Raw genomic sequence first — 26,083 nt, forward strand, 5'->3', positions numbered from 1 at the left:
GTACCCACTTTTACGCCTTATGTTTTTTTCTCCAGATTTATTATTTCTGATCAAACTCTCCCGGATTATCAGGGATTATATCAATTAAGTATATTTTAAATCTCAATGTTGTATAAGCAGGCACGGCTATATATCTTGTGCCGCTGGCGCTGGTGCTGTAATAATCAGTTGTTCCATACCCAAGCTGATAAGGAATAATTACTTCAACCTGTTTCCCTTTCTGCATGTTTTGTAGCATAGTCCTCATTCCATCAATATAATCGCTGACACGTCCACGCAGGATATAACCATTGTTGTCGTTTTGAAAAATATACTTTGTTCCATCTTTTTGCAGGAAGAACCCTTCGCAACGATAAGCCACACTATCGGTAAAATATGGAGTTTGGGTATCTGTGATTTTAGTTGAAGCAGTCTTTGTGATCTCTGCGTCATAATCATCTATATACTTAAAATAGATAGTACCGTTTTTGCTCTCAGATTCACGTGACTGATACACTGATTTATCTATATCCGCCACCTGTTTTTCATTATACGCTTTCCATTCCTCATCAATTACAATATTATTATCATCAGTGCTGCAAGAGAAAAAGAATGCCAGCGGGCAGAGTATGGCGATTAAAGCAAATAGTTTTTTGTTCATAATTTTTATAGTTACGAGTTACGAGTTGCAAATTACAAGGGGCGGAATTCATTCATCACTTATAATTTATAACCCATAATTATTTTATATTGTTTTCAATAAGTTCTTCATACTTACTTTGTCGGCTATTATATCAGCCAGTTTGTCTATGGCTACGCGCTCCTGTTCCATAGTGTCGCGATAGCGGATTGTAACTGTATTATCCTCCAGCGATTGGTGGTCTACCGTTACGCAATAAGGAGTTCCAATAGCATCCTGACGGCGGTAACGTTTACCGATACTGTCTTTTTCGTCATACTGACATTTGAAATCGAATTTCAAATTATCGATTATTTCCTGGGCCTTCTCCGGCAGTCCGTCTTTCTTTATCAAAGGCAGTACAGCCAGCTTGATTGGAGCTAATGCTGCCGGTAGTTTCAATACCACGCGGCTTTCTCCGCCTTCCAGTTCTTCTTCGCAATATGCTGCTGACATAGTGGATAAAAACATGCGGTCGACACCGATTGATGTTTCAATAACGTAAGGTGTATACGATTTATTGAGTTCGGGGTCGAAATATTGTAATTTTTTACCTGAATATTGTTCATGACTGCTCAAGTCGAAGTCGGTACGGGAATGAATACCCTCTACTTCCTTGAACCCGAACGGCATCTCAAATTCGATGTCGGTAGCTGAATTTGCATAGTGAGCGAGCTTGTCATGGTCGTGGAAACGGTATTTGTTATCCCCGTATCCAAGCGCCTTGTGCCACTTCATACGTGTTTCTTTCCATTTGGCAAACCATTCCAGCTCTTCTCCCGGACGAACAAAGAACTGCATTTCCATCTGTTCAAATTCGCGCATGCGGAAAATAAACTGCCGCGCAACTATCTCGTTGCGGAATGCCTTACCTATCTGAGCTATACCAAACGGTATCTTCATCCGTCCTGTCTTCTGTACATTCAGGAAGTTTACGAAAATACCCTGTGCCGTTTCGGGGCGCAGGTATACTTTCATTGCGCCATCAGCGGTAGAACCCATTTCGGTGGCAAACATCAGGTTGAACTGGCGCACATCGGTCCAGTTACGTGTTCCGCTGATCGGGTCTACGATTTCGCAATCGATGATAATCTGGCGAAGCTCTTCCAGGTTGCTGTCGTTCAATGCTTTTGCGAAGCGGGTATGTACCTCGTCGCGTTTTGCCTGGTTTTCCAGTATACGCGGGTTTGTCTGGCGAAACATGGCTTCATCGAAGCTGTCACCGAATCTTTTAGCCGCTTTTTCTACTTCTTTATTTATTTTGTCGTCGATCTTTGCCATGTACTCTTCTATCAGTACATCGGCACGATAACGTTTTTTGCTGTCCTTGTTGTCAATCAAAGGGTCGTTGAAAGCATCCACATGCCCCGAAGCTTTCCAGATGGTAGGGTGCATAAAGATAGCGGAGTCGATACCTACTACATTTTCGTTGAGCAGTACCATACTGTCCCACCAGTATTTCTTGATATTATTTTTCAGCTCCACACCCATTTGCCCGTAATCGTACACGGCACTTAATCCATCGTATATTTCACTGGACTGAAATACAAAACCATACTCTTTGCAGTGTGAAACTATCTTCTTAAAAATATCTTCTGACATATCCCTTCAACTCGTTTTATGTTTGTTTTATATGTAATTGAATAAGTTGCACAAAGTAAACACTTTTTTTTGATATAGGAGGGGGTGCCATATCACTTATTAGGGAAACCACACGAAATTTAATCTTTTTAAAAAAGTTTATCTATATAATAAGCTATTAGCCGTTAGCTATTAGCTTATAGCTCTTTGAAGTGTTGATTAAAGCAGTTACGAGTTTGCCTCGCCTTCGCTTCGGCGAATGTTATTTCTTCGCCCTTCGGGCAGTTACGAGTTACAAGTAAACAAGATACGAGATACAAGTTGTTAACTAATGACTGTTTACTGTTTACTGACATATCTGTTACCTTTGTTACTTTTTAACCATATATAGTTAACGAATGCAAAAATGACAGAATAAAAATAGTGAAAAATATGTCAGGATTGTCAGGTTTTAACATTGCATGGTTAATAAATATAAATTTGATTAAGCGCCAGACCAGAGAGAATAGAAATAAATAAAATTTTCTACAATGCACTTTAGTGAATTTTCCATGTTTAACACTCTATAGAGAAATACTAAAAAAAGCGTTACCTTCGTTTTTTATATAAAATAGAATATTAATGAGGTATTTGTATTTATTCCTGCTGTTTGTAATAAGTCTCACTTCTGTTTCGCAGACAGGGAAGAGAGATGTCAGGGGATATATACAAGGCACTGTATATGACGAAAAAACAAAAGAGCCGATCGTTTCAGCGACTATTCGCCTGTTAAATCAGTCAGATAGCGTTTATATACAAGGTGTGGCGTCTAGCGAAAAAGGAAAGTTCAGGCTTTTGGCATCTCCGGGCAAATATATGCTGGAGGTCTCATTTATAGGTTATAAGACTTTTTTACAAAACTTTAATACTACTGCAAAAAGCCCGGATTATGCGGCAGGAGATATCTATTTGGAGGAAAATACAATTGAATTGGGCCCTGCCGTAGTAGAAGCAAAAGTTCCCAACATTCTGGTAAAAGGAGATACAATAGAATACAATGCGGGTTCATATACCTCACAGGAAAGTGATATGTTGCAGGATATGTTAAAGAATATCCCCGGAGTGGAGGTAGATGCGAACGGGAATATAACAGCCAATGGTAAAACTATAAATAAGATACTGGTAGACGGTAAAGAGTTTTTCGGAAACGATATACCGATGGCTCTCGCCAACCTGCCTGCCAATATGATAAAGAAGCTGCAATTGTATAAAGAACAATCCGAGACGGCAAAAGTAACAGGATTCAGGGATAAAGATCCCGAACAGGTGCTTAATCTGGTCGTAAAAGAAGAACTGAAGCAAAGCACTTTCGGCGATATCAAAGGAGGATATGGCAGTGACGATAAATACGCCAATAAGGTACTGGTAAACCATATGCGGGGCGATAATCAGCTTTCCTTTGTGGGGGATATGAATAATGTGAGTGATGATGAATATATGTCGGGGATGGACAATGGCATAGATAAGAATAAGAATGTGGGTGTGAATGCTTATATGCAAGTCTCGGAGAAATTCAAAATAGGCGGAAATGTAAGGTATTCGAACAACGAGAACCTGATGGAAACCAAGACGAATACTCAAACATTCCTTTCCACAGGCGACCGCCTTGCAAAACAGAATATGTCATCGTCCAACATGCGCGAAAATACGAATATAGGAATGAATATACAGTGGAAACCCGATAGCCTGACCACCGTTTTTGCCCGCTCGTATGTCAGTTTCAATAATACAGGTAGTGATCAGGTATCGACGAATTTTTCCTATGTGGCAGACAAAGATACCACTTCGGGACAGTCTGTAAATCGGTCGAAAGGAGACGGATACAGTCTGAATAATTATTTCACTATCGGCCGTAAACTGAATAATAAAGGGAGGACGGTCAGCTTGTCTTTTAATAACTCGTTGCGAAAAGATAACAGTAAAGGGACGAATTATTCCCACACAACTTATACCGGAGAGACAGAAGACAAAATAATAGATCAACGGACAAATACTGATAATAAAACAAACAGCTATAACATATCCATGTCTTATGTGGAGCCGCTTGGGAAAGATTACCGCCTGCAACTTTCCTATTCCTACGGCCTGAATGGCTCGGAACGGATACGTGACGTACGCAAGAAGGACGGGGAAGGTAATTATACGATTATAGATTCGGCTTATGCCCGGAACACTGACAATACATATATAAACCAGAATGTCAGCCTTAACTTCCAGGCGACAAAAGAGAAATACAGATACACTATTGGTTTTAGCGTAGACCCTTCGCATTCCCGCAGTAAAATCAGCCTTGGTGATTCTATCATCGAAAATCTGAGGCAGAGTGTGGTGAACTTTTCTCCAAGCCTCAATTTTTCATATACTCCGGATGAAAGGACAAATATAGATTTTAATTATTCGGGTTCTACAAGCCAGCCCGGGATCAGCCAGTTATCAGCTGATACGGTCATTGTAAATGCCTTGTCGAAATATTACGGCAACCCTAATCTGAAACCCAGCTACAGTAATAATTTAAATGTCTTTTATCAGAAATCGGATTACGAGACGAGCCGTTTCCTGATGCTTATGGCCGGATTTAATTATACATTCAACAATATTGTGGACTATACCCTGATAGACGAACAGGGGAACAGTACCAATACATACAGGAATGTAAGTGGAAATATGGGTGCCAACGTAAATTTCATGTACAATACACCTTTAAAGAATAAGAAATTCACTGTTACCAACAATTCTACAGGCAATTACTACAAGAACATCGGCTATACTAACGGCGAAAAAGCCATAACTCATAATGTGGTACTGGCAGAACAGGTGTCGGCCAGATTTAAGAATGATAAATTCGAAACAACTCTGCGTGCAGGCATATCTTATAATATGACAAGGAATAACCTGACCGATTTGCAGGACAGGAATACGACGAATTATACACTCAATCATTTTGCCATGTGGCATCTTCCTTACGATTTTGCCATTACCAGCAGCCTCAGTTTTTCTTATTATTCGGGGTATGAAGATGATTTTAAGAATAGTGAGGTATTATGGAATGCATCCATATCGAAACAATTCCTGAGGAAGAAAAAGGGTACGATTAAAGCGCAGGTTTTTGATATACTTAACGACAGGAACAATATTACCCGTTATGTGAGCGGTAACTATATGTCCGATTCACGGACAAACACAATCAACCAGTATTTTCTGGTGACCTTCTCCTATAAATTCAATATAATTAAAGGGAAAAAGAGTTCAGATGAAGGAGAAGAAGTATATGAAGGCGGCTATTATTAACATAAGATATACAAAAGCCCCTCTGATCGGTCCGGATCAGAGGGGGCTTATATTCTCTTAAAAGTCGACATGATCGGGGTCGGGGCCGATGCGCATATTCTTATTCAATGAGTTAATTGCCTTGATGTCTTCATCCGCCAGTTCAAAGTCGAATATATCGAGATTTTGAGCCATTCTTTTTTCATTGGCTGATTTTGGTATTGTAACCACCCCTCTCTGATAGTCCCAGCGAAGGATAATCTGAGCAGGAGACTTCGAATGTTTAGCTGCCAGGTCGGCTAATATTTTTTCTTCGAACAAACCTGTCTGATTTGCAGCGAACTGGCTCCACGCTTCAGTCTGAATGCCTGCTTTCTTGCAGAAATCCAAATCACTTTGCTGTATCAGGTAAGGATGTAGTTCTATCTGATTTATAGCTGGTACTATAGTTGTTTCCTGCAATAAAATTTCCAGTTGATGTTGCTTGAAATTACTTACTCCGATGGCTTTTACTTTTCCGCTCTGGTAGATTTCTTCAAATTTTTTCCATGTTTCAACGAACCTGCCCTCTACTGGCCAGTGTATCAGATATAAGTCCAGATAATCCAGATTGAGCCTTTTCAGACTCGCTTCGAAAGCTTCCTTTACTTTTCCACTCCGTTGGTCGGCATTCCACATTTTAGTGGTGACGAAAATTTCTTCCCGTGGAATACCTGAATTCTTGATTGCTTTGCCTACTGCTTCTTCGTTGTGATAATACATAGCTGTGTCAATATGCCTGTATCCGACCTTTAGCGCGGTTTCTACTACTCTTTGCGCCTCGTTGTTATCCTCGATGCGGAATACGCCAAGACCAATCCATGGCATTTGTACACCATTATTCAGTTTTACTTTTTCCATTGCTTTTCTATTTATAGATTATTGACCGTGATATTAATTTAACAATTTAAACTGTGATTAAGTTTAGATAATTTTATCTATATAAATATGGCTTTTAACTCTTTGAGATATTGAAATAAGTAATGTGCAGACGGGTAGGCAGGTGCGTTGTTAACTGTAAAAGGTGTTGTTATTCTGATCCTATCGCCTTCGCAAGATGATGCTTTATAAAATGAATATTAACAAAAAGACAGCTAAAATCTATTGTTATGTAAATTTTTATTATCTAACTCACAATTCTGTTGCTTATTGAATAATTAATTCAAGTTGCTATTTATAGAATTATCCAATAAAAAAGGTCAATCCCTTAACTTTGCGGTGCTAACACACAAAAAAGGACTGACCATGGTTACAAAAACCATTGCAATATACGTATTTTTTGATGATATATTGAAATCGATGAACCACAAAGAGCCTGAGAGCCGTAAGACCAGTGATGCGGAAATCATTACGGTAGTTCTGATTGCCGCCCAGTATTTTGCAGGCAATATAGAGAAATCCATCTGTTTTGTCCGTTCTACCGGATTGATGCCTCGTATGCTTGGCAAAAGCCGCTTCAACCGCAGGTTGCACAATATAGGAGAATTTCTTAGCCAACTCTTTTTCTATACAGGCCAGGCAATAAAGGGTATGAGCCTTGAGACAACTTATAGCATCGATAGCTTTCCTGTAGAGGTCTGCCATAATATACGCATAAGTAGATCCAGGATTGTCAAAGGGGAACAATACCGAGGTAAATGTGCTTCCAAACGTGTTTATTTTTATGGTTTTAAAGTTCATATGATAGTTACTTCGGATGGTATTCCCGTAGAATTTACCTTTACAGCAGGCGGAATCCATGATATTGACGGTATAAAACAATTGCCGGTCAACCTGCCTGATGGAAGTCAACTTCTGGCTGATTCCGCTTACACTGATTATTTGCTTGAAGACATGCTGGCCGATAATAATATTTATCTGAAAGCTGCCAGGAAAAGTAATTCCACAAAGCCGCATAATCCGTGTATGGAATATCTGATATCTATTCACAGAAAGCGGATTGAAACAGCTTTTAGTGATATTACCAAGTATTTGCCTAAGAAAATTCATGCCGTCACTCAAAAGGGGTTCTTGATTAAACTTATTGCTTTCATTTGGGGATATACTTTTGATAAAATTTACAATCTATAAATAGCAACTTAAATTAATTATTTATATCTTGCATTATCTATTTTAACATACTATATAAACTAATATCATGTCAGACAATTCTGCTAAAATCAAATTCTACGGTGGAGAAGATATTCCACTGGAGTTGCACAAAGTACGGATAGTACAGAAATTACATTTAGTTCCTATCGAACGTCGTTTGGAAGCATTATGCGAAGCCGGATTTAATACATTCAGGCTCGATACAAAAGATGTATTCCTCGATATGCTTACCGACAGCGGAACAAACGCGATGAGCGACCGTCAAATGGGAGCCATGATGATTGCCGACGATGCTTATGCCGGTTCACAGAGTTTTGTACGTTACCAGAAAGCTGTTGAAGATGTTCTCGGTAAGAAATACCTGTTGCCGGTGCATCAGGGACGCGCTGCCGAAAATATTATCTCAAATGCCTTTATCCGTAAGGGTAGTATCGTACCGATGAACTACCACTTCACAACGGCAATGGCGCATATTACCCAATATGGAGGTAAGATAGAGGAATTGTTGTATGACGAAGCATATGTAATAAACAGTAAGCATCCTTTCAAAGGGAATATGAATCTGGAAAAGCTGGAGAAATGTATTACAAAGCATGGTGCGGCAAATATACCCTACATCCGTATGGAGGCTTCCACAAACCTGATTGGCGGGCAACCTTTTTCTATAGAGAATCTGCGCAGAGTTCGCGCTATTGCCGATAAATATGGAATCAAGCTTGTATTGGATGCCAGTTTGCTAGGTGAAAACGCATGGTTGGTGAAACAACGGGAAGAAGAATTTAAGAATAGCTCTATGGCCGAAATCATACTTTGTATGACAGGTCTCGCCGATCTTGTTTACTTCTCGGCCCGTAAATTGAGTTCATCCCGCGGAGGCGGGATCTGTACCAATAACCATGCGATATTCAAAGAACTGGAACCGTTGGTGCCTTTATTCGAAGGGTTCCTTACCTATGGAGGTATGTCGGTCCGCGAAATAGAAGCGATCGCAGTGGGCTTGTACGAAACACTGGATGAAAGTATGATTTGCCAGAGCCCTCAGTTTATCGCTTATTTAGTAAATGCACTCGACGCTAAAGGTATCCCTGTGGTAACGCCTGCGGGAGTACTTGGCTGCCATGTGAACGCCATGGAGATCTGTTCCCACATTCCCCAGACGGAGTACCCGGCAGGATCGCTTGCTGCTGCGTTCTTCCTTATCTCCGGGATTCGCGGTATGGAGCGGGGATCAGTGTCTAATCAGCGCGATGAATATGGCAATGAGACATATGCTGATATGGAATTGTTGCGTCTGGCTGTTCCTCGTCGTGTATTCACCCTTTCTCAAATCAAATATGTAGAGGACCGCATGACATGGCTCTACGAAAACCGTCACCTGATAGGAGGCCTTAGATTTGTGTACGAACCACCTGTGCTGCGCTTCTTTATGGGTGGACTCGAACCGGTGAGCGATTGGCCGCAAAGGCTACTGGAGAAATTCAAGGAAGATTTCGGAGATAGTTTGTAGATAATATATGGGAAGGGGGTTCGATAATTTTCGGGCCCTTTTTCTGTTTTCTGCCATTTTGATACTAATAAATCTTAAATTAATAAATACATAAATAAAACTGTAAAATCCGGATATATTTTTTGTCCTAAAACAAGCGCTGAGACACTATTTAAACGAAGTAAATAATCCTTAATAAACCTTACACATAGAGCCGTTTTTTTTAACGCGGATTAACAGCGGCTAATCTGAAATCAGATATACATTTGCTCCGTATTTAAACAACATGTTTAACTTTTTTAATTGACAAAAAATTATGAAAAAGATTATTCTTTCAAGTGTAATGGCAATCGCGTTAATTGCGTCTACTAGTGTAATGGCTCAAAATGTTACTCCAAAATCAGAAGCATCCAAAGTGAAAAAAGAAGCTAAAACTGAAGTGAAAGCTGCTGAAAAAACTGCAAAAAAAGAGACTAAAGCTCTAAAAAGCGATGCAAAGGCTGCAAAAGCTGATGTGAAATCAGATGCAAAGGCTGTTAAATCAGAAGCAAAAAAAGTAAAAAGTGAAGTAAAGAAATAAACGAAAGAATATTTACATATTAAAATACCTCACTAGTATACACAAGGAAACGGTCTCAATTAATTGAGGCCGTTTTTATTGTCCGCCTATTATTTGGCTCTGTGCTTATTCCGTCTGCGGTCGTCATAAAGAGAAATCATCCAGAACATGCTGCAAACAGAGGATATAAGTATCACAGGCACGAGAAAAGTAGCCGAACTCAATCCGCTTTGTCCCGATGTAGAATACACTGCCAGCCCTACAATGGCAATGAGAGCATACATAACACCGAAAACAGTAAGCATATTTTTTATAACGGGGCGGGAACTCACACTCCTTTTCGGCACCAAAGCCTTCTCCGTTTCTATCTGTTGCATGATTCTGTATTTCAGATTCTCTCCGGCTTTCATCTTTGTGCCCGACAGAAGGTCCTTTATTTTATCATCTTGCATATCGTTGTTTTTATCATTCAAATATATAAAAAGTTTTTTATCAGGCACATTCATGTCTCATCAGCAGGTTTATAGTATCGGCGAATCGCTTTCGCGCCCGGTGCAGCTTGACCTTTATATTCGCATCAGTCAGTCCCGTTATTTGTACAATATCTTTTACGGAGTTATCTTCCAGATAGTATAAAGTAAGTATCACAGCTTCGTCTTTAGGCATGCGTTCCATCGCTTTATTGACAAGTTCTTTCCTCTCATTCTCTTCCACCTGAGCCATAGTGTCCATATCGGAGTAGGAGTCGTTCATATCGATTTGTTTATAATCGACAAATTCGGTGCTATATGCACTGCCTCTCGTTTCGGTGACGGCAGTGTTGTAGACTATACGGTAAAACCATGTGGAGAATTTACTGTCGGACCTGAATGTATGCAAATTGTGAAAAGCTTTGACAAAGGCGTTCTGCACTATATCTTCCGCATCCTGCTTGTTTCCGCAGACACGGAAGGCTATAGTGACAGCCATGTCCTGATAGGTATCTACAAAGTAGCCGAAGGCGGAACTATCCCCCTTCAGTACTTTGTGTATCTGTTGCTTTTCGTTCATTTATTCAGCGTCGTCGTCAAATTCTTTTTTGTCTTTTACCAGCATGTAGAATGTTACATAGGCTAATCCGAGGAATAATAATACTCCGGAACCGACTACCCAGAAGGCCTGGTCTTCACTGAGATTCATAGTCTTGGATATAATCAGGGCGATAATTAGCCCCAGCGCGATTCCGATGCAAAGGATACCGTTCCGTAGCGACCTGTATTTGTTTGGAGTAGGTTTTCTCTGATCCGGCGGAATAATGCCTTGTTTAATCAATTCCATACGTTCCTTGTGTTTCGAGGCGATCGATTTCAGGCCAAGAAACATACCGAAGCCTATAGGGAGCGCTACTGAAGAAAGAATAGCCACAATGGGTATAATGTTGTGCATAAAGTCCATAATTTCTAATTTTTTATATTGTTATTAATCTGTTTCCGAATATATGACTACACGGCATTGTGTTCGGTTACAGATTTTTGAAAATATTTTTCAAAAAAAAATGCCTTTTTGTATAATTTGCTGTTAACCAATATATTGTATATATGTATGTGTTGGCGTCTTTCTTTGATTTGGATTTAAAGATATATCTATTAATTGTTAAAACCTGACATATGCTCATTTTTGATCATACAAGCATTCTTTGTAAAAACTTTTATCATTCGGTTCGAGCCTGCCCGCACTGCCGTAGGATTGTATCGTGTGGCTTGAAATACCACGCGGAAAACTCGCACGGCAGCAAAGGGATGTTGTTATTACTGTATAAAAACAATCCAGCATTAAAACTTAGCTACTGATTCGCATTATTTATAAACACCGATGGCTGACAGCTTTTACATATTGATAAATTATTTTCAAAATGATAAATCATATACAGCTAATTCGTTTTTCACTTATTTTATATACTTTTGTAGCCTTGATTTAAACTATAAGATATGTCTCAGAAAGTACGGGTACGCTTTGCACCCAGCCCTACAGGCCCATTGCATATTGGAGGTGTACGCACGGCATTATACAATTACCTGTTTGCTAAAAAGCACGGCGGAGACTTTGTTCTCCGTATCGAAGATACCGATTCCCAACGTTTTGTTCCCGGAGCCGAAGAATATATAATAGAAGCTCTTACGTGGCTCGGACTGAAGTTTGATGAGGGTACGCATGTCGGAGGGGCCTATGCTCCGTATCGTCAGTCGGACAGGAAAGAGATATACCGTAGATATGTCGATGTATTATTGGATAAAGGTGCCGCTTATATTGCTTTCGATACTCCTGAGGAACTTGAAGCTAAACGTGCGGCGGTAGCCAATTTCCAATACGATGCGTCTACCCGTGGTGAAATGAGGAACTCATTGACTCTGAGCAGGGAGGAAGTGGAGTCACTGATAGACGCCGGTAGTCAGTACGTTGTCCGTTTCAGGATTGAAGCGAATCAGGAAGTGATAGTTAATGACCTTATCCGCGGCGAGGTAAAATATAATTCTTCGGTGCTCGACGATAAAGTATTGTTTAAGTCAGCCGATAATCTGCCTACATATCATCTGGCAAATATTGTCGATGACCACCTGATGGAAATCACCCACGTCATCCGTGGCGAAGAGTGGTTGCCTTCGGCTCCTTTACATGTGCTTTTGTATAAAGCTTTCGGATGGGAGGCCACTATGCCGCAGTTTGCCCATCTGCCGTTATTGCTTAAACCCGAAGGAAACGGTAAATTGAGCAAGCGTGACGGGGATCGCCTGGGATTCCCTGTATTCCCGTTGGAATGGAAAGATCCGAAAACAGGAGAGATCTCTTCCGGTTATCGCGAAAGCGGTTATTTGCCCGAAGCCGTTATTAATTTCCTTGCGCTCTTAGGCTGGAATCCGGGTAACGATCAGGAGATAATGTCTATGGATGAACTCGTGCAGCTTTTCTCCCTTGAAAAATGTAGCAAAAGCGGGGCCAAATTCGATTATGAAAAAGGCAAGTGGTTCAATCATCAGTATATACAATTGCGCCCGAACGCCGAAATTGCCAATATATATTATCCCATTCTGGAAGAGAAAGGAGTGGATGTTACTCTCGACTATGTAGAAACAGTGGTGGGACTGGTTAAAGAGCGGGTAAGCTTTGTGAAAGAGTTGTGGGACCAATCCTTCTTCTTCTTCGTTGCACCGGTTTCATACGATGAAAAGGTGGTGAAAAAACGCTGGAAGGAAGATTCTTCCGCGCAAATGACAGAGCTGGCAGATGTATTGAAGGATATAGATGATTTTTCCGCCTATAATCAGGAAGAAATCGTAAAGGCATGGATCGAATCGAAAGGTTACCATCTGGGCAATGTAATGAATGCTTTTCGTTTGGCTGTTGTAGGCGAATCGAAAGGTCCGCATATGTTTGATATAACGGCGGCTATTGGTAAGGACGAGACTATCGCCCGCATTCGGAGGGCCGTTCAGGACATTAAGTAACAGAGGAGTGTTCCTCCGGAATATCTTTACAGCTAACCATTACTGTTATACATATGAAAGAGATAAATAGGTCAGTGACCATAAAAAATCATAGCCATGTTTTTTTATAATTTCGCCATATACCTGTATGCATTTATAGTCCGCATTATTTCCCCTTTCCACAAAAAGGCACGGAAAATGATAGTAGGACATAAGCAAACATATAAGATACTCAAAGAAAAAGTTGACCCTACGGCAAAATATATTTGGTTCCATGCTGCTTCGTCAGGCGAATTTGAGCAGGGTCGCCCGATCATCGAAGAGGTGAAGCGTAACAATCCGGAATATAAGATATTGCTTACATTCTTCTCGCCGTCAGGATACGAAATGCGTAAAAATTATCCGTTGGCCGATATCGTTTGTTATCTGCCATTCGATAAAAGGCGTAATGTAAAGAAGTTCCTGAAACTGGTGAAGCCCGAAACAGCTATTTTTATTAAATACGAGTTTTGGTACAACTTTGTAAATACTCTTCACAAGCAGGGAATACCTATCTATATGGTTTCGGCTATCTTCCGTTCCTCACAGATTTTCTTCAAATGGTACGGAATGGATATGCGCAAGCTGTTGAAGAAATATGAATGTATTTGTGTGCAGGATACAAATTCGGCCGAATTGTTGCGGAATATAAAAGTCACAAACGTTGAAGTCTGTGGCGACACCCGCTTCGACAGGGTGCTGGATATAAAGCGACAGGCAAAACATCTGAATATTGTCGAAGCATTCGCCAAAAAGGCTTCTGCCGAAGGAGAGAAAATACTGGTAACAGGCAGTTCGTGGCCAAAAGATGAAGATGTGATAATGCCATATTTCAATATGACTACCGACCTGAAAATGATAATCGCGCCACACGAAATAAATGAAGCTCATCTGAAATATATAGAGAGTAATCTTCAGCGGCCCTACATCCGTTATTCGAACGCTATTCCCGAAATGATGGCCGATTACGATTGTCTTATTATCGACTGTATGGGATTGCTGTCTTCTGTCTACCGCTACGGGCAGATTGTATATGTGGGTGGTGGTTTTGGTGTAGGGATACACAATGTGCTTGAGGCTGCCGTTTATGGTATTCCTGTTATATTCGGCCCTAACTTCAAGAAATTCCGTGAAGCACAGGGACTTCGTGAGCAGGGAGGTGGTTACTCTATCGCTGATAACCAGTCATTCAGGGGCTTGATGGATGAGTTTATCCAATATGACGAAACGCTGAATGCTGCCGGAAAGCATGCCGCCGATTATGTACGTTCCAATAGCGGGGTTGTGGACAGGGTGATGAATGTCCTCAAACTTTGAACTTTCCGTTTTCGGGTATATTTTTCTTCTAATAAAAAATATTCTTGTAGATTTGTATTCTAAACCATAGTGTTATGGCGCAAATAAGTAAGATATTCAATTCCAAGATTAAGATACCTACCCCTGTATTTTTTATAGTGACCATCCTGGTCATCTGGTATTTCTTGCCCCGTGAAGGCAAGTATAAGTATTCATATACCGAAAACAGACCCTGGCAGTATGGTTTACTGACAGCCCCCTTCAATTTCCATATTCATAAATCCGATAAGCAGGTACAAGGAGAGAAAGACAGTATAATGCAGTCTTATCAGCCATATTATCTTCCGAGTTCGGACATATCGAAGAAGACGATTATACAATTTTCACAGGATGCGACGGCAAAAAGCATCTCATCCGAATATATCAGTTATATAAGCCGCAAGCTCAGCGAAGTATATAAGGCAGGTATAATATCTGCGGAGGATTATGATAAAGTCCAGCAGCTCAACAAAAAGCAATTGCAACTGGTGAATGATAACAATGTCGCCAGTACACGCCATCTTGCATCTTTCTATACTCCCAGACAGGCCTATGAAAAAATCATCCAGGATGCGCCTTCGAGTCTGGATATTACGCATCTGAGGGCCATAAACCTGAATGACTACCTGAATGTAAATATATTGTATGACGAAAGCCGTTCGCAGAAAGAGAAAGAAGAGTTGCTCAAACAGGTGGCATTATACGAGGGAGAAGTACAATCAGGCGAGAAAATAATAGACCGCGGCGAAATTGTCGATGCCCGCACAAAGAATATCCTCGATTCTTACAACAGGGAGGTAGAAAGCAAAGTGGGGACAAAGTCCAAGCCCGGCTGGCTGATGTTCGGCGAACTGGTAATGTTGTCCCTGTTCCTGATATCGCTGATGATATATCTCAAATTTTACAGGTTGCATGAGTATAACAACCGGAAGAATATCATCTTTATTCTGATAATGGTCGGTATCTTTCCTATTATCACCGGTCTGATGGCCGATACGAAGATGTTCAGCCTGATGTATCTGGTTCCGTTTGCCATCCCTACCATACTGATCCGTACATTTATAGATTCACGGACAGCTATGACCACGCATATGATTACGGTACTCATCTGTGCTCTGATGCTCCCATTGGCTCAGATGGCCCAGTTTATCGTCATTCAGGTGATGATAGGCTATATGTGCATATTCAGTCTGAGAAACCTTTCGGAGCGTTCCCAGCTCGTATATTGCTCCATCCTTATTTTGCTGACATATGTTGTTGCATATACCGCGTGGGTTCTCTGTACAGAGGGAGACCCGTCGCTTTTGATCGAAAACGGGAGGATGTATATCTATTTCTGTATCAATTTTGTATTTGTATCGTTTGCTTATCTGTTAGTCTATATGTGCGAGCGCGTATTCGGCTTCATCTCCGAAGTAAGTATGATAGAATTATCGAATACCAACAGACCATTATTGCAGGAACTATCGGAAGTAGCTCCGGGTACATTTCAGCACTCGATGCAGGTGTCCACATTGGTGGTTTCGGCGGCACACCGTATAGGGGCAAATGCGACTCTTGTCCGCACAGGGGCTCTTTATCACGATATTGGCAAGATGGTGAACCCTATTTTCTTCACCGAAAACCAGGTTGAGGGAATTGATCCGCATGCAGGTCTTACAGAAAAAGAAAGTGCCCGCATTATTATCGGACATGTTGCCGAAGGAGTGAAGATAGCGAAAAAAAATAACCTGCCACAGCAGATAATAGACTTCATACAAACACATCACGGGAAAGGAAAGGCTAAGTATTTCTATAATTCGTATGTAAATAGTCATCCGGATGAAGATACAGACGAAGCCGACTTCACTTATCCGGGCCCAAATCCTTTTACCCGGGAAACGGCCTTGCTGATGATGGCTGATACCATAGAGGCCGCATCACGCAGTTTGAAAGACAACAGCAAAGAAGCGATCAGCGAACTGGTCAACAGACTTGTCGATTCGCAGGTAGCCGACGGGCTTTTCAAAAATGCGCCTATCACATTCAAAGATATAGAACTGGCAAAAGAGGTGTTTTCCGAAAAACTGGTAAGTATGCGCCATATGCGTGTAGCGTATCCCGAATTGAAGAAGCAGAATGATGAAACGTTGATAGAACAATAAGGATTTTAATACTGTAAAAACTAAATTATAAATGAAAAAATTAGTAGTGTTATCAGCATTCATTTTGCTGACTCTGGGTATAAATGCCCAGGACGCGGGAACAGGCTATCAGTTCTCCGTAGTAAAAGAAAACCCGATTACCTCTATCAAGAATCAGGGAAACAGTGGCACTTGCTGGAGTTTTTCCGGACTGGGCTTCCTCGAATCGGAAGTTATCCGCATGGGCAAAGGAGAGCACGATCTGTCGGAGATGTACATTGTACGCCGCAATTATGCAGACAAGGCGGACAAGTTTGTAAGGGTGGGAGGTAACCTGAATTTTGCTCAGGGAGGTTCTTTTGCCGATGTCGTAGAAACATTAAATGAGTATGGGGTTCTCCCGAATGAGGTTTATACCGGCCTTAACTATGGTGAAACAATGCATAAGCACGGGGAAGTTGAAGCAGGCCTTTCCGGATATGTAAAAGGAATTAATGAAAATAAGAACAAGCGTATATCTCCGGTATGGAAACAGGGTCTGAACGGCATTCTTGACGCTTATTTCGGAGTTGTTCCTCAGAATTTCCAATATCAGGGGAAATCATATACAGCCGGGTCGCTGCGTCAGTCTTTAGGCTTGGAGGCAAGTAATTATATATCTCTTACCTCGTTTACCCATCATCCGTTCTATGCTCCGTTTGCCCTTGAAATTCCGGATAACTGGCGTTGGTCGCTTTCATATAACCTCCCAATAGATGAACTGATGCAAACTATCGACAATGCCCTGAATAACGGTTATACAGTGGCATGGGCTTCTGATGTGAGCGAGATAGGCTTTACCCGTAACGGACTGGCCGTTATTCCTGACGATGAAGCGCCTGAGAATGTAGGTTCAGACCAGGCACACTGGTTAGGCCTATCCCAAACAGAAAAAAATAACCGCATTAAGTCTAAAATAGAACAAGGACCTGTAAAAGAAAAAGTAATCACGCAGGAAATGCGTCAGATAGCGTACGACAATCAGGAAACAACCGACGATCATGGCATGCAGATATATGGTATCGCTAAAGACCAGAATGGAAGTAAGTATTATCTGGTAAAAAACTCCTGGGGAGAGGCCGGTGCATATAAAGGTATCTGGTATGCCTCGGAAGCTTTTGTAAAGTATAAGACAATGAGTGTAATGATACACAAAAATGCCTTACCCGCCAGCGTTGCTAAAAAACTTACTCTGAAATAATATGATAATAAGGATAATAGGACTTCTGTTCGTATTTTCTCTGTTTTGTGCATGTAACAGGTCTAAACAGGAGAATGAGGTAAACGAAAGTTTGATCGTTGAACAGCCGGGAATTTTTGCAAAACTGGAAAAAGGGAATATACGGCATACAGTCATGTTCAATTTGAAATATGATGTGGATGCTCCCGAAACGGTAAAATTTTTGCAGGACGGCCAGCGCATTTTAGGCGCCCTCCCTATGGTAAGGAATTTCGAAGTATCCCGTCAGATCAGCAGCAAGAATGAATTTAAGTTCTATTTCTCAATGGTTTTCGACAATCAGGATGCTTATCAGGCCTATAATGGCCATCCTGAGCATGTGAAGTTTGTAAAAGAGCGTTGGGACACTGAAGTAACCAATTTTCTTGAAGCGGATTTCGTCGCCGTCGAATAACGATTATCATAGGATAATATAGTTTGAAGAGGATGAATTCTAAGTTTCCGGCAAATAAAAACAGGAAACTTAGAATTCATCCTGTTTTTATTTGTATCAGAGTTTGTTCTACAACGCTGACGATTCATTCTTAATAATTTATTTTGTCATGTACTATGATAGTTTCATTTCAATAATATTTTGACTCAATAAAAAAACTAAGATAATTTGCCTGTTCTAAATAAAAATATTTCCTTTACAAATATTTCGTACTAGCAAATAAATAAAATGGAACCGATTTGTAAATTAAAAGATATATATAAAGCCCTTTACAACTTCGAAAAACGTTTTGCAGAAGCTAATGGCATCACCATCAACGAAGGAATGTTGCTTTGCTGCCTCAAAGACGGCAAGCCAAGGTCGGCTAACGAGTTATGTGACTTTGTAGGATTGTCTAATTCGCGTGTGTCACGTGTCATTACCACCGTGGAAGGCAAGGGATATATAGTCCGTGAAATAGGAACTGCTGATAAACGCCAGATGATTTTCACATTGACGGAATCAGGAAAACAGAAAACAAAGGAAATGCAGGCGCAGGGAATGGATTTTTCGGAGTTCACAGCTTTAATTTCAAATTTGCAGGAATAAAAATTTTAATCGATTAATTGCTAATAGCAAATATTTATATCATAAATTATGAAAGTACTTATAATAGGAGGAGTTGCCGGAGGGGCGACAGCGGCAGCAAGGCTCAGGCGTATGGATGAAGACGCGGAAATTATATTATTCGAGCGGGGTGAATATGTATCCTATGCGAATTGCGGGCTGCCATATCATATCGGCGGGACGATAAGCGAGCGTGACAGGTTGTTTGTGCAGACTGTAGATGGCTTTACCGGCCGGTTCAATATAGATATACGGGTAAAGTCGGAAGTTACAGGCATCGATACCAGAAGTAAAACAGTGACGGTGCATGATTTAACTACCGGAGACAATTATATCGAAAGTTACGATAAGCTGATTGTATCCACCGGGGCAGAACCGATAAAACCGCCCTTGACGGGTCTTCATGACGGCCGGATATTCTCTCTGCGTAATGTGCCCGATATGGATAAGATAAAAGACTATATAGATCAGCATAAACCCAAAACTGCCGTTGTTATCGGTGGCGGTTTTATCGGTCTGGAGATGGTGGAAAACCTACATGATGCAGGGATTAAGGTGTCTGTGGTGGAAAAAGGCAATCAGGTGATGGCGCCACTGGACTATGCAATGGCTGCTATGGTACATCAGCACCTAAGGCAAAAAGGCGTATCGCTCTATCTTGAAGAAGGGGTGACAGGTTTTGAACCGGAAGGAGATAACCTGAAAGTCTTATTGGAAAAGGGAGTTGCGTTGGATGCCGGTATGGTTATCCTTAGTATCGGTGTCCGTCCCGAAACAAAGCTGGCAAAAGATGCCGGTCTTGAACTTGGTTCGCTCGGCGGGATTAAGGTAAACGACTATATGCAGACGTCGGATAAGGATGTGTATGCGTTGGGCGATGCAGTAGAAGTGTTCAACCCCGTAATCGGTAAACATGCCCTTATTCCCCTTGCCGGCCCTGCCAATAAGCAGGCGCGTATAGTAGCGGACAATATTCTCGAAAATAATAAATATAAGTATGCCGGCACAATAGGTACATCCATAGCCAAGGTGTTCGACCTTACGGTTGCCGCCACAGGAGCTTCGTCCAAATTGCTGGACAGGGAAAATATTCCTCATATTACTTCCTATACACACGGGAGTTCGCATGCAGGTTATTATCCCGATGCCTTGCCCCTGTCTGTGAAAATCAATTTTTCACCTGACGACGGTAAGTTGTTAGGTGTTCAGGCAGTAGGCTTCGACGGTGTGGATAAGCGCATCGACCTGTTTGCGCAAGTAATAAAAAAGGGAGGTACTATTTACGATCTGCAGGAAGTGGAACATGCTTATGCTCCGCCTTATTCCTCGGCGAAAGATCCTGTTAATATGGCAGGCTTTGTAGCGGATAATATTTTGAGGAAGAAAGTAAATATCATTCAGTGGGATGAACTGAAAAAGCAGGATAGACAGGATGTATTTATTATCGATACCCGTACTGCGGAAGAACATCAGTTCGGACACATCGCCGGCTCGGTAAATATTCCCGTGGACGAGATGCGCAGCCGCCTGCCGGAAATACCGAAAGATAAGAAGATTGTATTATATTGTGCTGTAGGACTACGAGGATATATTGCCTATCGCATTTTGGCGCAACACGGATATAAAGATATTTTCAACCTGTCGGGAGGATATAAAACATATTTCTGTGCCACGGAAGATTATTCTGGTTCAAACAATATATGTGCATCAGCTAAAGAAGAAAATAAACCTGCAACACAACAATTCACCAATATGAAAACGATCGCCATAGATGCCTGTGGGCTGCAATGCCCCGGACCGATAATGCAACTCAAAAAGAACTATGACAGTATAGAAGCGGGTGACCGCCTCGAAATAAAAGTGACCGACCAGGCTTTCGGCGAAGACCTCAATGGATGGAGCCGTATGGTGGGCGCTAAAGTTCTCGGCATGGAGAATGCAGGGGGAGTAATTACTGCTGTTGTGGAGAAACAGCCCGCAGACGAAAGATCTGAGAAGGCAGTCGCCTGCGGAGATAATAAAACACTCATCGTTTTCAGCGATGATCTCGACCGTGCCTTAGCCTCTTTTGTTATAGCCAACGGAGCGGTGGCTTCGGGCAAGAAAGTGAGTATATTCTTTACATTCTGGGGACTGAATGTGATAAAGAAGGTGGAAAAGCCAGCCGTAAAGAAAGACTTTATGGGTAAGATGTTCGGCCTTATGTTGCCGTCGAGCAGTAAAAAGCTAAGCCTTTCAAAGATGAATATGGGTGGAATGGGCAGCAAAATGATGCGTATGATAATGAAAGATAAGCGTATCGACAGCCTCGAAAGCCTGATGCAACAGGCAAAAGATAATGGAGTGGAATTTATAGCCTGTTCCATGTCGATGGATGTAATGGGGATAAAGAGAGAGGAACTGATGGACGGTGTCACCATCGGCGGTGTGGCTGCTTATCTCGACAGGGCTGAGAATGCCAATGTGAATTTATTTATTTGAGAAATATTAAATTATCTTTGACCAATGGAGAAAATAATAACCATATTGAAACGAAACTGGACATATCTCGCCGGAGCCGCTTCCGGCGCTGTCACCGGTTATCTGTACTGGTACTTTATCGGGTGCAGCAGCGGTACATGTCCTATTACGGCTTCACCTGTAAGCAGTATGATCTGGGGAGCAGTGACAGGAGGCTTGCTGCTCAGCCTTTTCAGAAAAGAAACAAGGAATGAGCAAGATAGTGAATAAATGGAGTATGCTGCCTGTCTGTATTAAGGGCATGGTATTTGCAATGCTTATAATCTATATTTTATCATCGTGTTGTGTTACAGGATACTGCCAGGCCAGCACTGTGGATTATGAACAGACAACAGAAAAAACAAACGAAAAATAACAGAAGGAAGTTATGAAACATATTTTATTGACGCTGTTTATAGCCGGACTGACATTCAGTTCCTGCAACGGACAAACAAAGAATACTCAAACAAAAGAACCAGCAAAAAAGGAGACTAAAATGAAAACAATACATTTGAATAAAATAGACTTTTTGAAAAAAGTAGCTAATTATGAGGCTAATCCGGGTGAATTCAAATATCTGGGCGATAAACCCGCGCTGATAGACTTTTATGCCGACTGGTGTGGCCCGTGTAAAGCCATTGCTCCCGTACTGGAAGAACTGGCAGCAGAATATGACGGCGAGATTTATATATATAAGATAAATACGGAGGAAGAACAGGAACTTGCAGCCTTGTTCGGAATCAGAAGTATCCCGAGCCTGTTGTTTGTGCCTATGGGTGAGGAACAGCCTCAGATGGCCCAGGGCGCATTGCCTAAGCCTGCACTGAAAGAGGCCATAGATAAGGTGTTATTGAAGAAATAATATATTATGCCAATCATTGATTTTTATTGACGATACGACTAAAATTAATATAGAGAAGAGGTTGTCCCAAAAGTATTTTTTCATATCATTTTGTCATGTTGAACGGAGTGAAACATCTCGTATCCGGAGGGCCGAGATTCTTCGTTACACTCAGAAACAACGTTCGGCAGAGCGAAGCGGAGCCAATGACAAAGAGGGTAACACTTTGATAGTGTAATATTACTTTTGGGACAGCCTCTTCTATTTATTGCTGCAAGCTGTCCAGCAGTGCATTGATGTTTGCGGTAAATAACCTTACGGCAATCGCCATAACGATGACCCCGAAAAATTTTCGCAGGACGTAGACTCCGCCTATGCCCAGTATCTTTTCCACTACATTGAGGTACCTGAGCACAAGGAATACGATTATCATATTCAGGAACAGGGCGATAATAATATTCGATACATCATATTCTGCACGCATAGATAACAACACCGTAAATGTACCGGGTCCGGCTATTAAGGGAAAAACAATGGGGACAAGTGTCTTTGAGCCGCCAGGAGCATCATTTTTGAAAACTTCCACGCCGAATATCATCTCTATGGATATGATGAAGATAACCAGTGCTCCGGCAACGGCAAAGGATGAGACATCGACATTGAATAATTTCAATACCCAGTTTCCGATAAACAGGAAAGCTGTCATTATGATAAATGAGTAGATAGCTGCCTGTAATGGGTTAACATCCCGTCCTTCTCCCTTGAAACTCAGAAATATAGGGATAGAGCCCGATACGTCGATTAGAACGAACAAGACAACAAATGCACTTAAGATTTGCGTTAAACTGATATCGAATCCCATAATATTTACTTTTTTTAAGATATAACAAAGGTATATATTTTTGGTTCAAATGCATGAGGTTTTATTCTTTTTGTAGAAGTTTATCTATGTAATAGTAAGCTATTAGCCTTTAGCTGTTAGCTTGTAGTTCTTTGAAGTATTGATTGGCCCCTCCAATCTCCCCTCCGGGGCAGGGCTGTTAAGTTCTGATTTCTTATACCCTCTGTGTCATGTTGAACGAAGTGAATTGCAAATCGCCGAAGCGAAGGCGAGGCAAACATCCCGTTTCTCAGGGTCGAGATCCTTCGTTCCACTCAGGATGACAGCAGAAAATAATGGAACAGAATCCAGAACTTAACAGCCCTGTCCCAAAGGGGGACTTACATAGAGGGAAAAAGTAACAGATAATAAAATAGTGGAAAAAGTGTAACTTTTGTAACTTTTTTGAAATAGTTACGAGTTAGCTGGCGCCCTGTTTTGTTTCACGCAAAGACGCAAAGTTTTTACATCTTACAGGTTGTTTATTGTTAACTGATGACTGTTTACTGAAAAGTTACCTTTTATATAGTGTTCTTTGTGTAAACCTTTGTGTCCCTTGCGGCGAAGATATTTAGCCATACATGGTTAATGAATGCAAAAATGACAGAATAAAAATAATGAAAAATGTGTCAGAAGTGTCAGGTTTTAACAATATATGGTTAATTAATGTAAAAAATAACTGATAATTATAGAAGTTACCAATTTTCATGGGTTTGTCTAAAAGAAACTGATAAACAACATAAAAAACTTTTGTAAGTTTGTGATTGTAAAAATATATTGCTCATATGAATAACTACGGATTTGTCCGCGTTGCGGCTGCCAGCCCTTCACTGAAGGTGGCGGATTGTGACTATAATACAGACGAGATACTGAAACAAATAAATGAAGCGCAAAGTAAGGGTGTTTCGGTCATTGTATTCCCCGAATTGGGCATCACGGCCTACACCTGCGGCGACCTGTTTCTGCAAAGGCTGCTTCTCGAAGAAGCGGAGAAGTCACTGCAACGAATATGTGATGCTACACGTGACTTGTCAGTTACAGCCATTGTAGGCGTGCCGGTCGAAATATCGGGCAGACTTTATAATATGGCGGTAGTTATCGGTGCCGGGTATATTCGTGGAGCAGTACCGAAAACGTTCCTGCCCAATTATAATGAGTTTTACGAAAAACGCTGGTTTTCTTCGTCAGAGGAATTGAAAGCACAGTCGGCATCCCTCTGCGGGCAGTGTGTGCCTGTAGGAATTAATCTGATATTCAGAACGCCCGGATTCAGCTTTGCCATAGAAATATGTGAAGATTTGTGGACGCCTGTTCCTCCTTCCTGTGCATCTGCGTTGAGCGGAGCTGAAGTTATATTCAACCTGTCGGCAAGTAATGAGACCACAGGAAAGCATGCATATCGCAAAGCGCTGGTGAATCAGCAGTCGGCTCGTTGCATTGCCGGGTATGTCTATGCAGCTGCCGGAGCTGGAGAATCCACTACCGATATTATTTTTGCAGGCAGCAGTCTGATAGCCGAGAACGGGTCTGTACTTGCCGAAGCGGAACGCTTCTCATTCGACAGCCAGCTGATAACGGCAGATATAGATATAGAACGGTTGAGAAATGACAGGTTGAGAAATAAATCATTCTCATTATCAGAGTACAGGGTGTTGGATAATATACAATTCGAAGAGATAGACATAGATATAAATAAGGAGGAAAAAGAATTTGCACTCAACCGCTATGTTTCGTCCACCCCGTTTGTCCCGGCACAGGATGCTACACTGGACGAACGCTGCGATGAAATCTTTTCCATGCAGGTGGGCGGTCTGGCAAAGAGGATGCTGCATGTGAATGGCAAGACCGCTGTGATAGGCGTGTCGGGCGGACTCGATTCTACCCTTGCATTACTGGTACTGGTGAAGACATTTGATAAACTGAACCTGTCTCGCGAAGGTATCTATGGTATTACAATGCCCGGATTCGGAACTACCGACCGTACCTATACCAATGCCATAAAGCTGATGCGGTCATTAGGTGTTACTATCAAAGAGATATCGATTAGGGACGCGGTTGTCCAGCATTTCAAAGATATAGAGCATGATGCAGGCATACATGATATAACATACGAAAATTCACAGGCGCGCGAACGTACACAGATACTGATGGACTATGCCAACAAGGTGAATGGCCTGGTTGTCGGTACAGGTGACCTTTCAGAGCTGGCTCTGGGCTGGTGTACTTACAACGGTGACCATATGTCGATGTATGCCGTGAACACGGGTATTCCGAAAACACTGGTGCGTACCCTTGTGTCGTGGGTTGCTGAAACACAGATGGATCGAGCGTCAAAAATAATTTTGGAAGATGTGGTGGATACACCTGTCAGCCCCGAATTGCTGCCTGCGGCGGAGGATGGGACAATAGCACAGAGAACAGAAGATGTGGTAGGACCTTATATTCTGCACGATTTCTTTTTATATTATGTACTTCGTTTCGGTTTCTCCCCTGCTAAAATCTATTATCTGGCAAAACATGCATTCAGGGGGCAGTATGAAAATGAAGTGATACTGAAATGGCTCCGGACATTCTTCCGGCGGTTCTTTTCCCAGCAGTTTAAACGCTCTTGCCTGCCCGACGGGCCGAAAGTGGGTTCGGTCAACCTGTCGCCACGGGGTGACTGGCGTATGCCGAGCGATGCCGCAGTGGCTTTGTGGATGAAACAGCTGGATACATTGCTTTGATTTGCTTCTGTGTAATATATGTAATAGTTTGCCTGTGAGTAATATAGGTAACTTTACCAGATAAAGCAAAATTTTTAATCAAATATTACATTGAAGATAACACTATTGAAAAAAAATGTATATTTGTAGAAGGAGAACTTC

21 protein-coding genes are annotated in these 26,083 nt (G+C 41.5%); 14 read left to right on the top strand and 7 right to left on the bottom strand.

Annotated features, from left to right (window positions below):
• Window positions 1-40 precede the first annotated feature (40 nt).
• Window positions 41-640: an FKBP-type peptidyl-prolyl cis-trans isomerase gene (locus tag ACYQ3L_RS21635; protein ID WP_379998516.1), complete on the bottom strand. Its 600-nt coding sequence runs from the start codon at window positions 638-640 to the stop codon at window positions 41-43.
• A gap of 84 nt (window positions 641-724) precedes the next feature.
• Window positions 725-2,260, bottom strand: coding sequence for a glycine--tRNA ligase (locus ACYQ3L_RS21640; protein WP_379998514.1), 1,536 nt, complete (start codon window positions 2,258-2,260; stop codon window positions 725-727).
• Window positions 2,261-2,860: 600 nt separating this feature from the next.
• Here ACYQ3L_RS21640 and ACYQ3L_RS21645 point away from each other — a divergent pair.
• Window positions 2,861-5,566, top strand: a complete 2,706-nt coding sequence (locus ACYQ3L_RS21645; RefSeq protein WP_379998512.1) for an outer membrane beta-barrel protein — start codon at window positions 2,861-2,863, stop codon at window positions 5,564-5,566.
• Between the two features lie 57 nt (window positions 5,567-5,623).
• Here the strand turns inward: ACYQ3L_RS21645 and ACYQ3L_RS21650 are convergent, their stop codons facing one another.
• Complete coding sequence (locus ACYQ3L_RS21650) at window positions 5,624-6,445, bottom strand: aldo/keto reductase (RefSeq protein WP_379998510.1); 822 nt, start codon at window positions 6,443-6,445, stop codon at window positions 5,624-5,626.
• Window positions 6,446-6,829: 384 nt separating this feature from the next.
• On the opposite strand from ACYQ3L_RS21650, the gene ACYQ3L_RS21655 reads away from it, so the two are divergent.
• The 3 genes from ACYQ3L_RS21655 (at window position 6,830) to ACYQ3L_RS21665 (ending at window position 9,741) form a co-directional block, all read left to right on the top strand.
• Window positions 6,830-7,654 carry an IS982 family transposase gene (locus tag ACYQ3L_RS21655; protein ID WP_459952367.1) on the top strand — a complete coding sequence of 275 codons (825 nt, stop codon included), beginning with the start codon at window positions 6,830-6,832 and terminating at the stop codon, window positions 7,652-7,654.
• Between the two features lie 67 nt (window positions 7,655-7,721).
• Window positions 7,722-9,182 (top strand): tryptophanase, encoded by a 1,461-nt coding sequence (locus tag ACYQ3L_RS21660; protein WP_379997547.1) that lies wholly within the window; start codon window positions 7,722-7,724, stop codon window positions 9,180-9,182.
• A gap of 295 nt (window positions 9,183-9,477) precedes the next feature.
• Window positions 9,478-9,741 carry a hypothetical protein gene (locus tag ACYQ3L_RS21665; protein ID WP_379997545.1) on the top strand — a complete coding sequence of 88 codons (264 nt, stop codon included), beginning with the start codon at window positions 9,478-9,480 and terminating at the stop codon, window positions 9,739-9,741.
• Between the two features lie 89 nt (window positions 9,742-9,830).
• Here ACYQ3L_RS21665 and ACYQ3L_RS21670 read toward each other — a convergent pair whose 3' ends face one another.
• Genes ACYQ3L_RS21670 through ACYQ3L_RS21680 form a run of 3 tightly spaced genes read right to left on the bottom strand, consistent with a single transcriptional unit; the run spans window position 9,831 to window position 11,154 of the window.
• Complete coding sequence (locus ACYQ3L_RS21670) at window positions 9,831-10,172, bottom strand: hypothetical protein (RefSeq protein ID WP_379997543.1); 342 nt, start codon at window positions 10,170-10,172, stop codon at window positions 9,831-9,833.
• Between the two features lie 40 nt (window positions 10,173-10,212).
• The gene (locus ACYQ3L_RS21675) at window positions 10,213-10,770 is read right to left on the bottom strand and encodes an RNA polymerase sigma factor (protein ID WP_379997541.1); all 558 of its coding nucleotides are present in this window, start codon (window positions 10,768-10,770) and stop codon (window positions 10,213-10,215) included.
• Entirely contained in the window at window positions 10,771-11,154 is a 384-nt protein-coding gene (locus ACYQ3L_RS21680; RefSeq protein WP_379997539.1) for a DUF6249 domain-containing protein, read from the bottom strand. It lies immediately after the preceding gene.
• Window positions 11,155-11,687: 533 nt separating this feature from the next.
• Here ACYQ3L_RS21680 and gltX point away from each other — a divergent pair.
• The 9 genes from gltX to trxA all read left to right on the top strand — a co-directional run bounded on the left by gltX (window position 11,688) and on the right by trxA (window position 22,357).
• Window positions 11,688-13,202, top strand: coding sequence for a glutamate--tRNA ligase (gene gltX, locus ACYQ3L_RS21685; protein ID WP_379997537.1), 1,515 nt, complete (start codon window positions 11,688-11,690; stop codon window positions 13,200-13,202).
• Window positions 13,203-13,298: 96 nt separating this feature from the next.
• Window positions 13,299-14,537, top strand: a complete 1,239-nt coding sequence (locus ACYQ3L_RS21690) for a 3-deoxy-D-manno-octulosonic acid transferase (protein ID WP_379997535.1) — start codon at window positions 13,299-13,301, stop codon at window positions 14,535-14,537.
• Between the two features lie 74 nt (window positions 14,538-14,611).
• A complete protein-coding gene (locus ACYQ3L_RS21695; protein WP_379997533.1) occupies window positions 14,612-16,699 on the top strand; it encodes an HD family phosphohydrolase in 2,088 nt (695 codons plus the stop codon).
• A gap of 31 nt (window positions 16,700-16,730) precedes the next feature.
• The gene (locus ACYQ3L_RS21700) at window positions 16,731-17,918 is read left to right on the top strand and encodes a C1 family peptidase (protein WP_379997531.1); all 1,188 of its coding nucleotides are present in this window, start codon (window positions 16,731-16,733) and stop codon (window positions 17,916-17,918) included.
• A 1-nt stretch (window position 17,919) separates the two neighbouring features.
• Window positions 17,920-18,351: a Dabb family protein gene (locus tag ACYQ3L_RS21705; RefSeq protein WP_379997529.1), complete on the top strand. Its 432-nt coding sequence runs from the start codon at window positions 17,920-17,922 to the stop codon at window positions 18,349-18,351.
• Between the two features lie 267 nt (window positions 18,352-18,618).
• Window positions 18,619-18,978, top strand: a complete 360-nt coding sequence (locus ACYQ3L_RS21710; RefSeq protein ID WP_379997527.1) for a MarR family winged helix-turn-helix transcriptional regulator — start codon at window positions 18,619-18,621, stop codon at window positions 18,976-18,978.
• A gap of 48 nt (window positions 18,979-19,026) precedes the next feature.
• Complete coding sequence (locus tag ACYQ3L_RS21715) at window positions 19,027-21,477, top strand: FAD-dependent oxidoreductase (protein WP_379997525.1); 2,451 nt, start codon at window positions 19,027-19,029, stop codon at window positions 21,475-21,477.
• A 24-nt stretch (window positions 21,478-21,501) separates the two neighbouring features.
• Window positions 21,502-21,726: a hypothetical protein gene (locus ACYQ3L_RS21720; RefSeq protein ID WP_379997523.1), complete on the top strand. Its 225-nt coding sequence runs from the start codon at window positions 21,502-21,504 to the stop codon at window positions 21,724-21,726.
• A gap of 157 nt (window positions 21,727-21,883) precedes the next feature.
• Entirely contained in the window at window positions 21,884-22,357 is a 474-nt protein-coding gene (gene trxA, locus ACYQ3L_RS21725) for a thioredoxin (protein ID WP_379997521.1), read from the top strand.
• Window positions 22,358-22,601: 244 nt separating this feature from the next.
• Here the strand turns inward: trxA and ACYQ3L_RS21730 are convergent, their stop codons facing one another.
• Window positions 22,602-23,198 (bottom strand): MarC family protein, encoded by a 597-nt coding sequence (locus tag ACYQ3L_RS21730; RefSeq protein WP_006800272.1) that lies wholly within the window; start codon window positions 23,196-23,198, stop codon window positions 22,602-22,604.
• 803 nt (window positions 23,199-24,001) lie between these two features.
• Between ACYQ3L_RS21730 and ACYQ3L_RS21735 the strand changes: the two genes are divergently transcribed.
• The gene (locus tag ACYQ3L_RS21735; RefSeq protein WP_379997519.1) at window positions 24,002-25,942 is read left to right on the top strand and encodes an NAD(+) synthase; all 1,941 of its coding nucleotides are present in this window, start codon (window positions 24,002-24,004) and stop codon (window positions 25,940-25,942) included.
• The last annotated feature ends 141 nt before the right edge of the window (window positions 25,943-26,083 follow it).

It is taken from the genome of Dysgonomonas termitidis, from assembly GCF_054657735.1.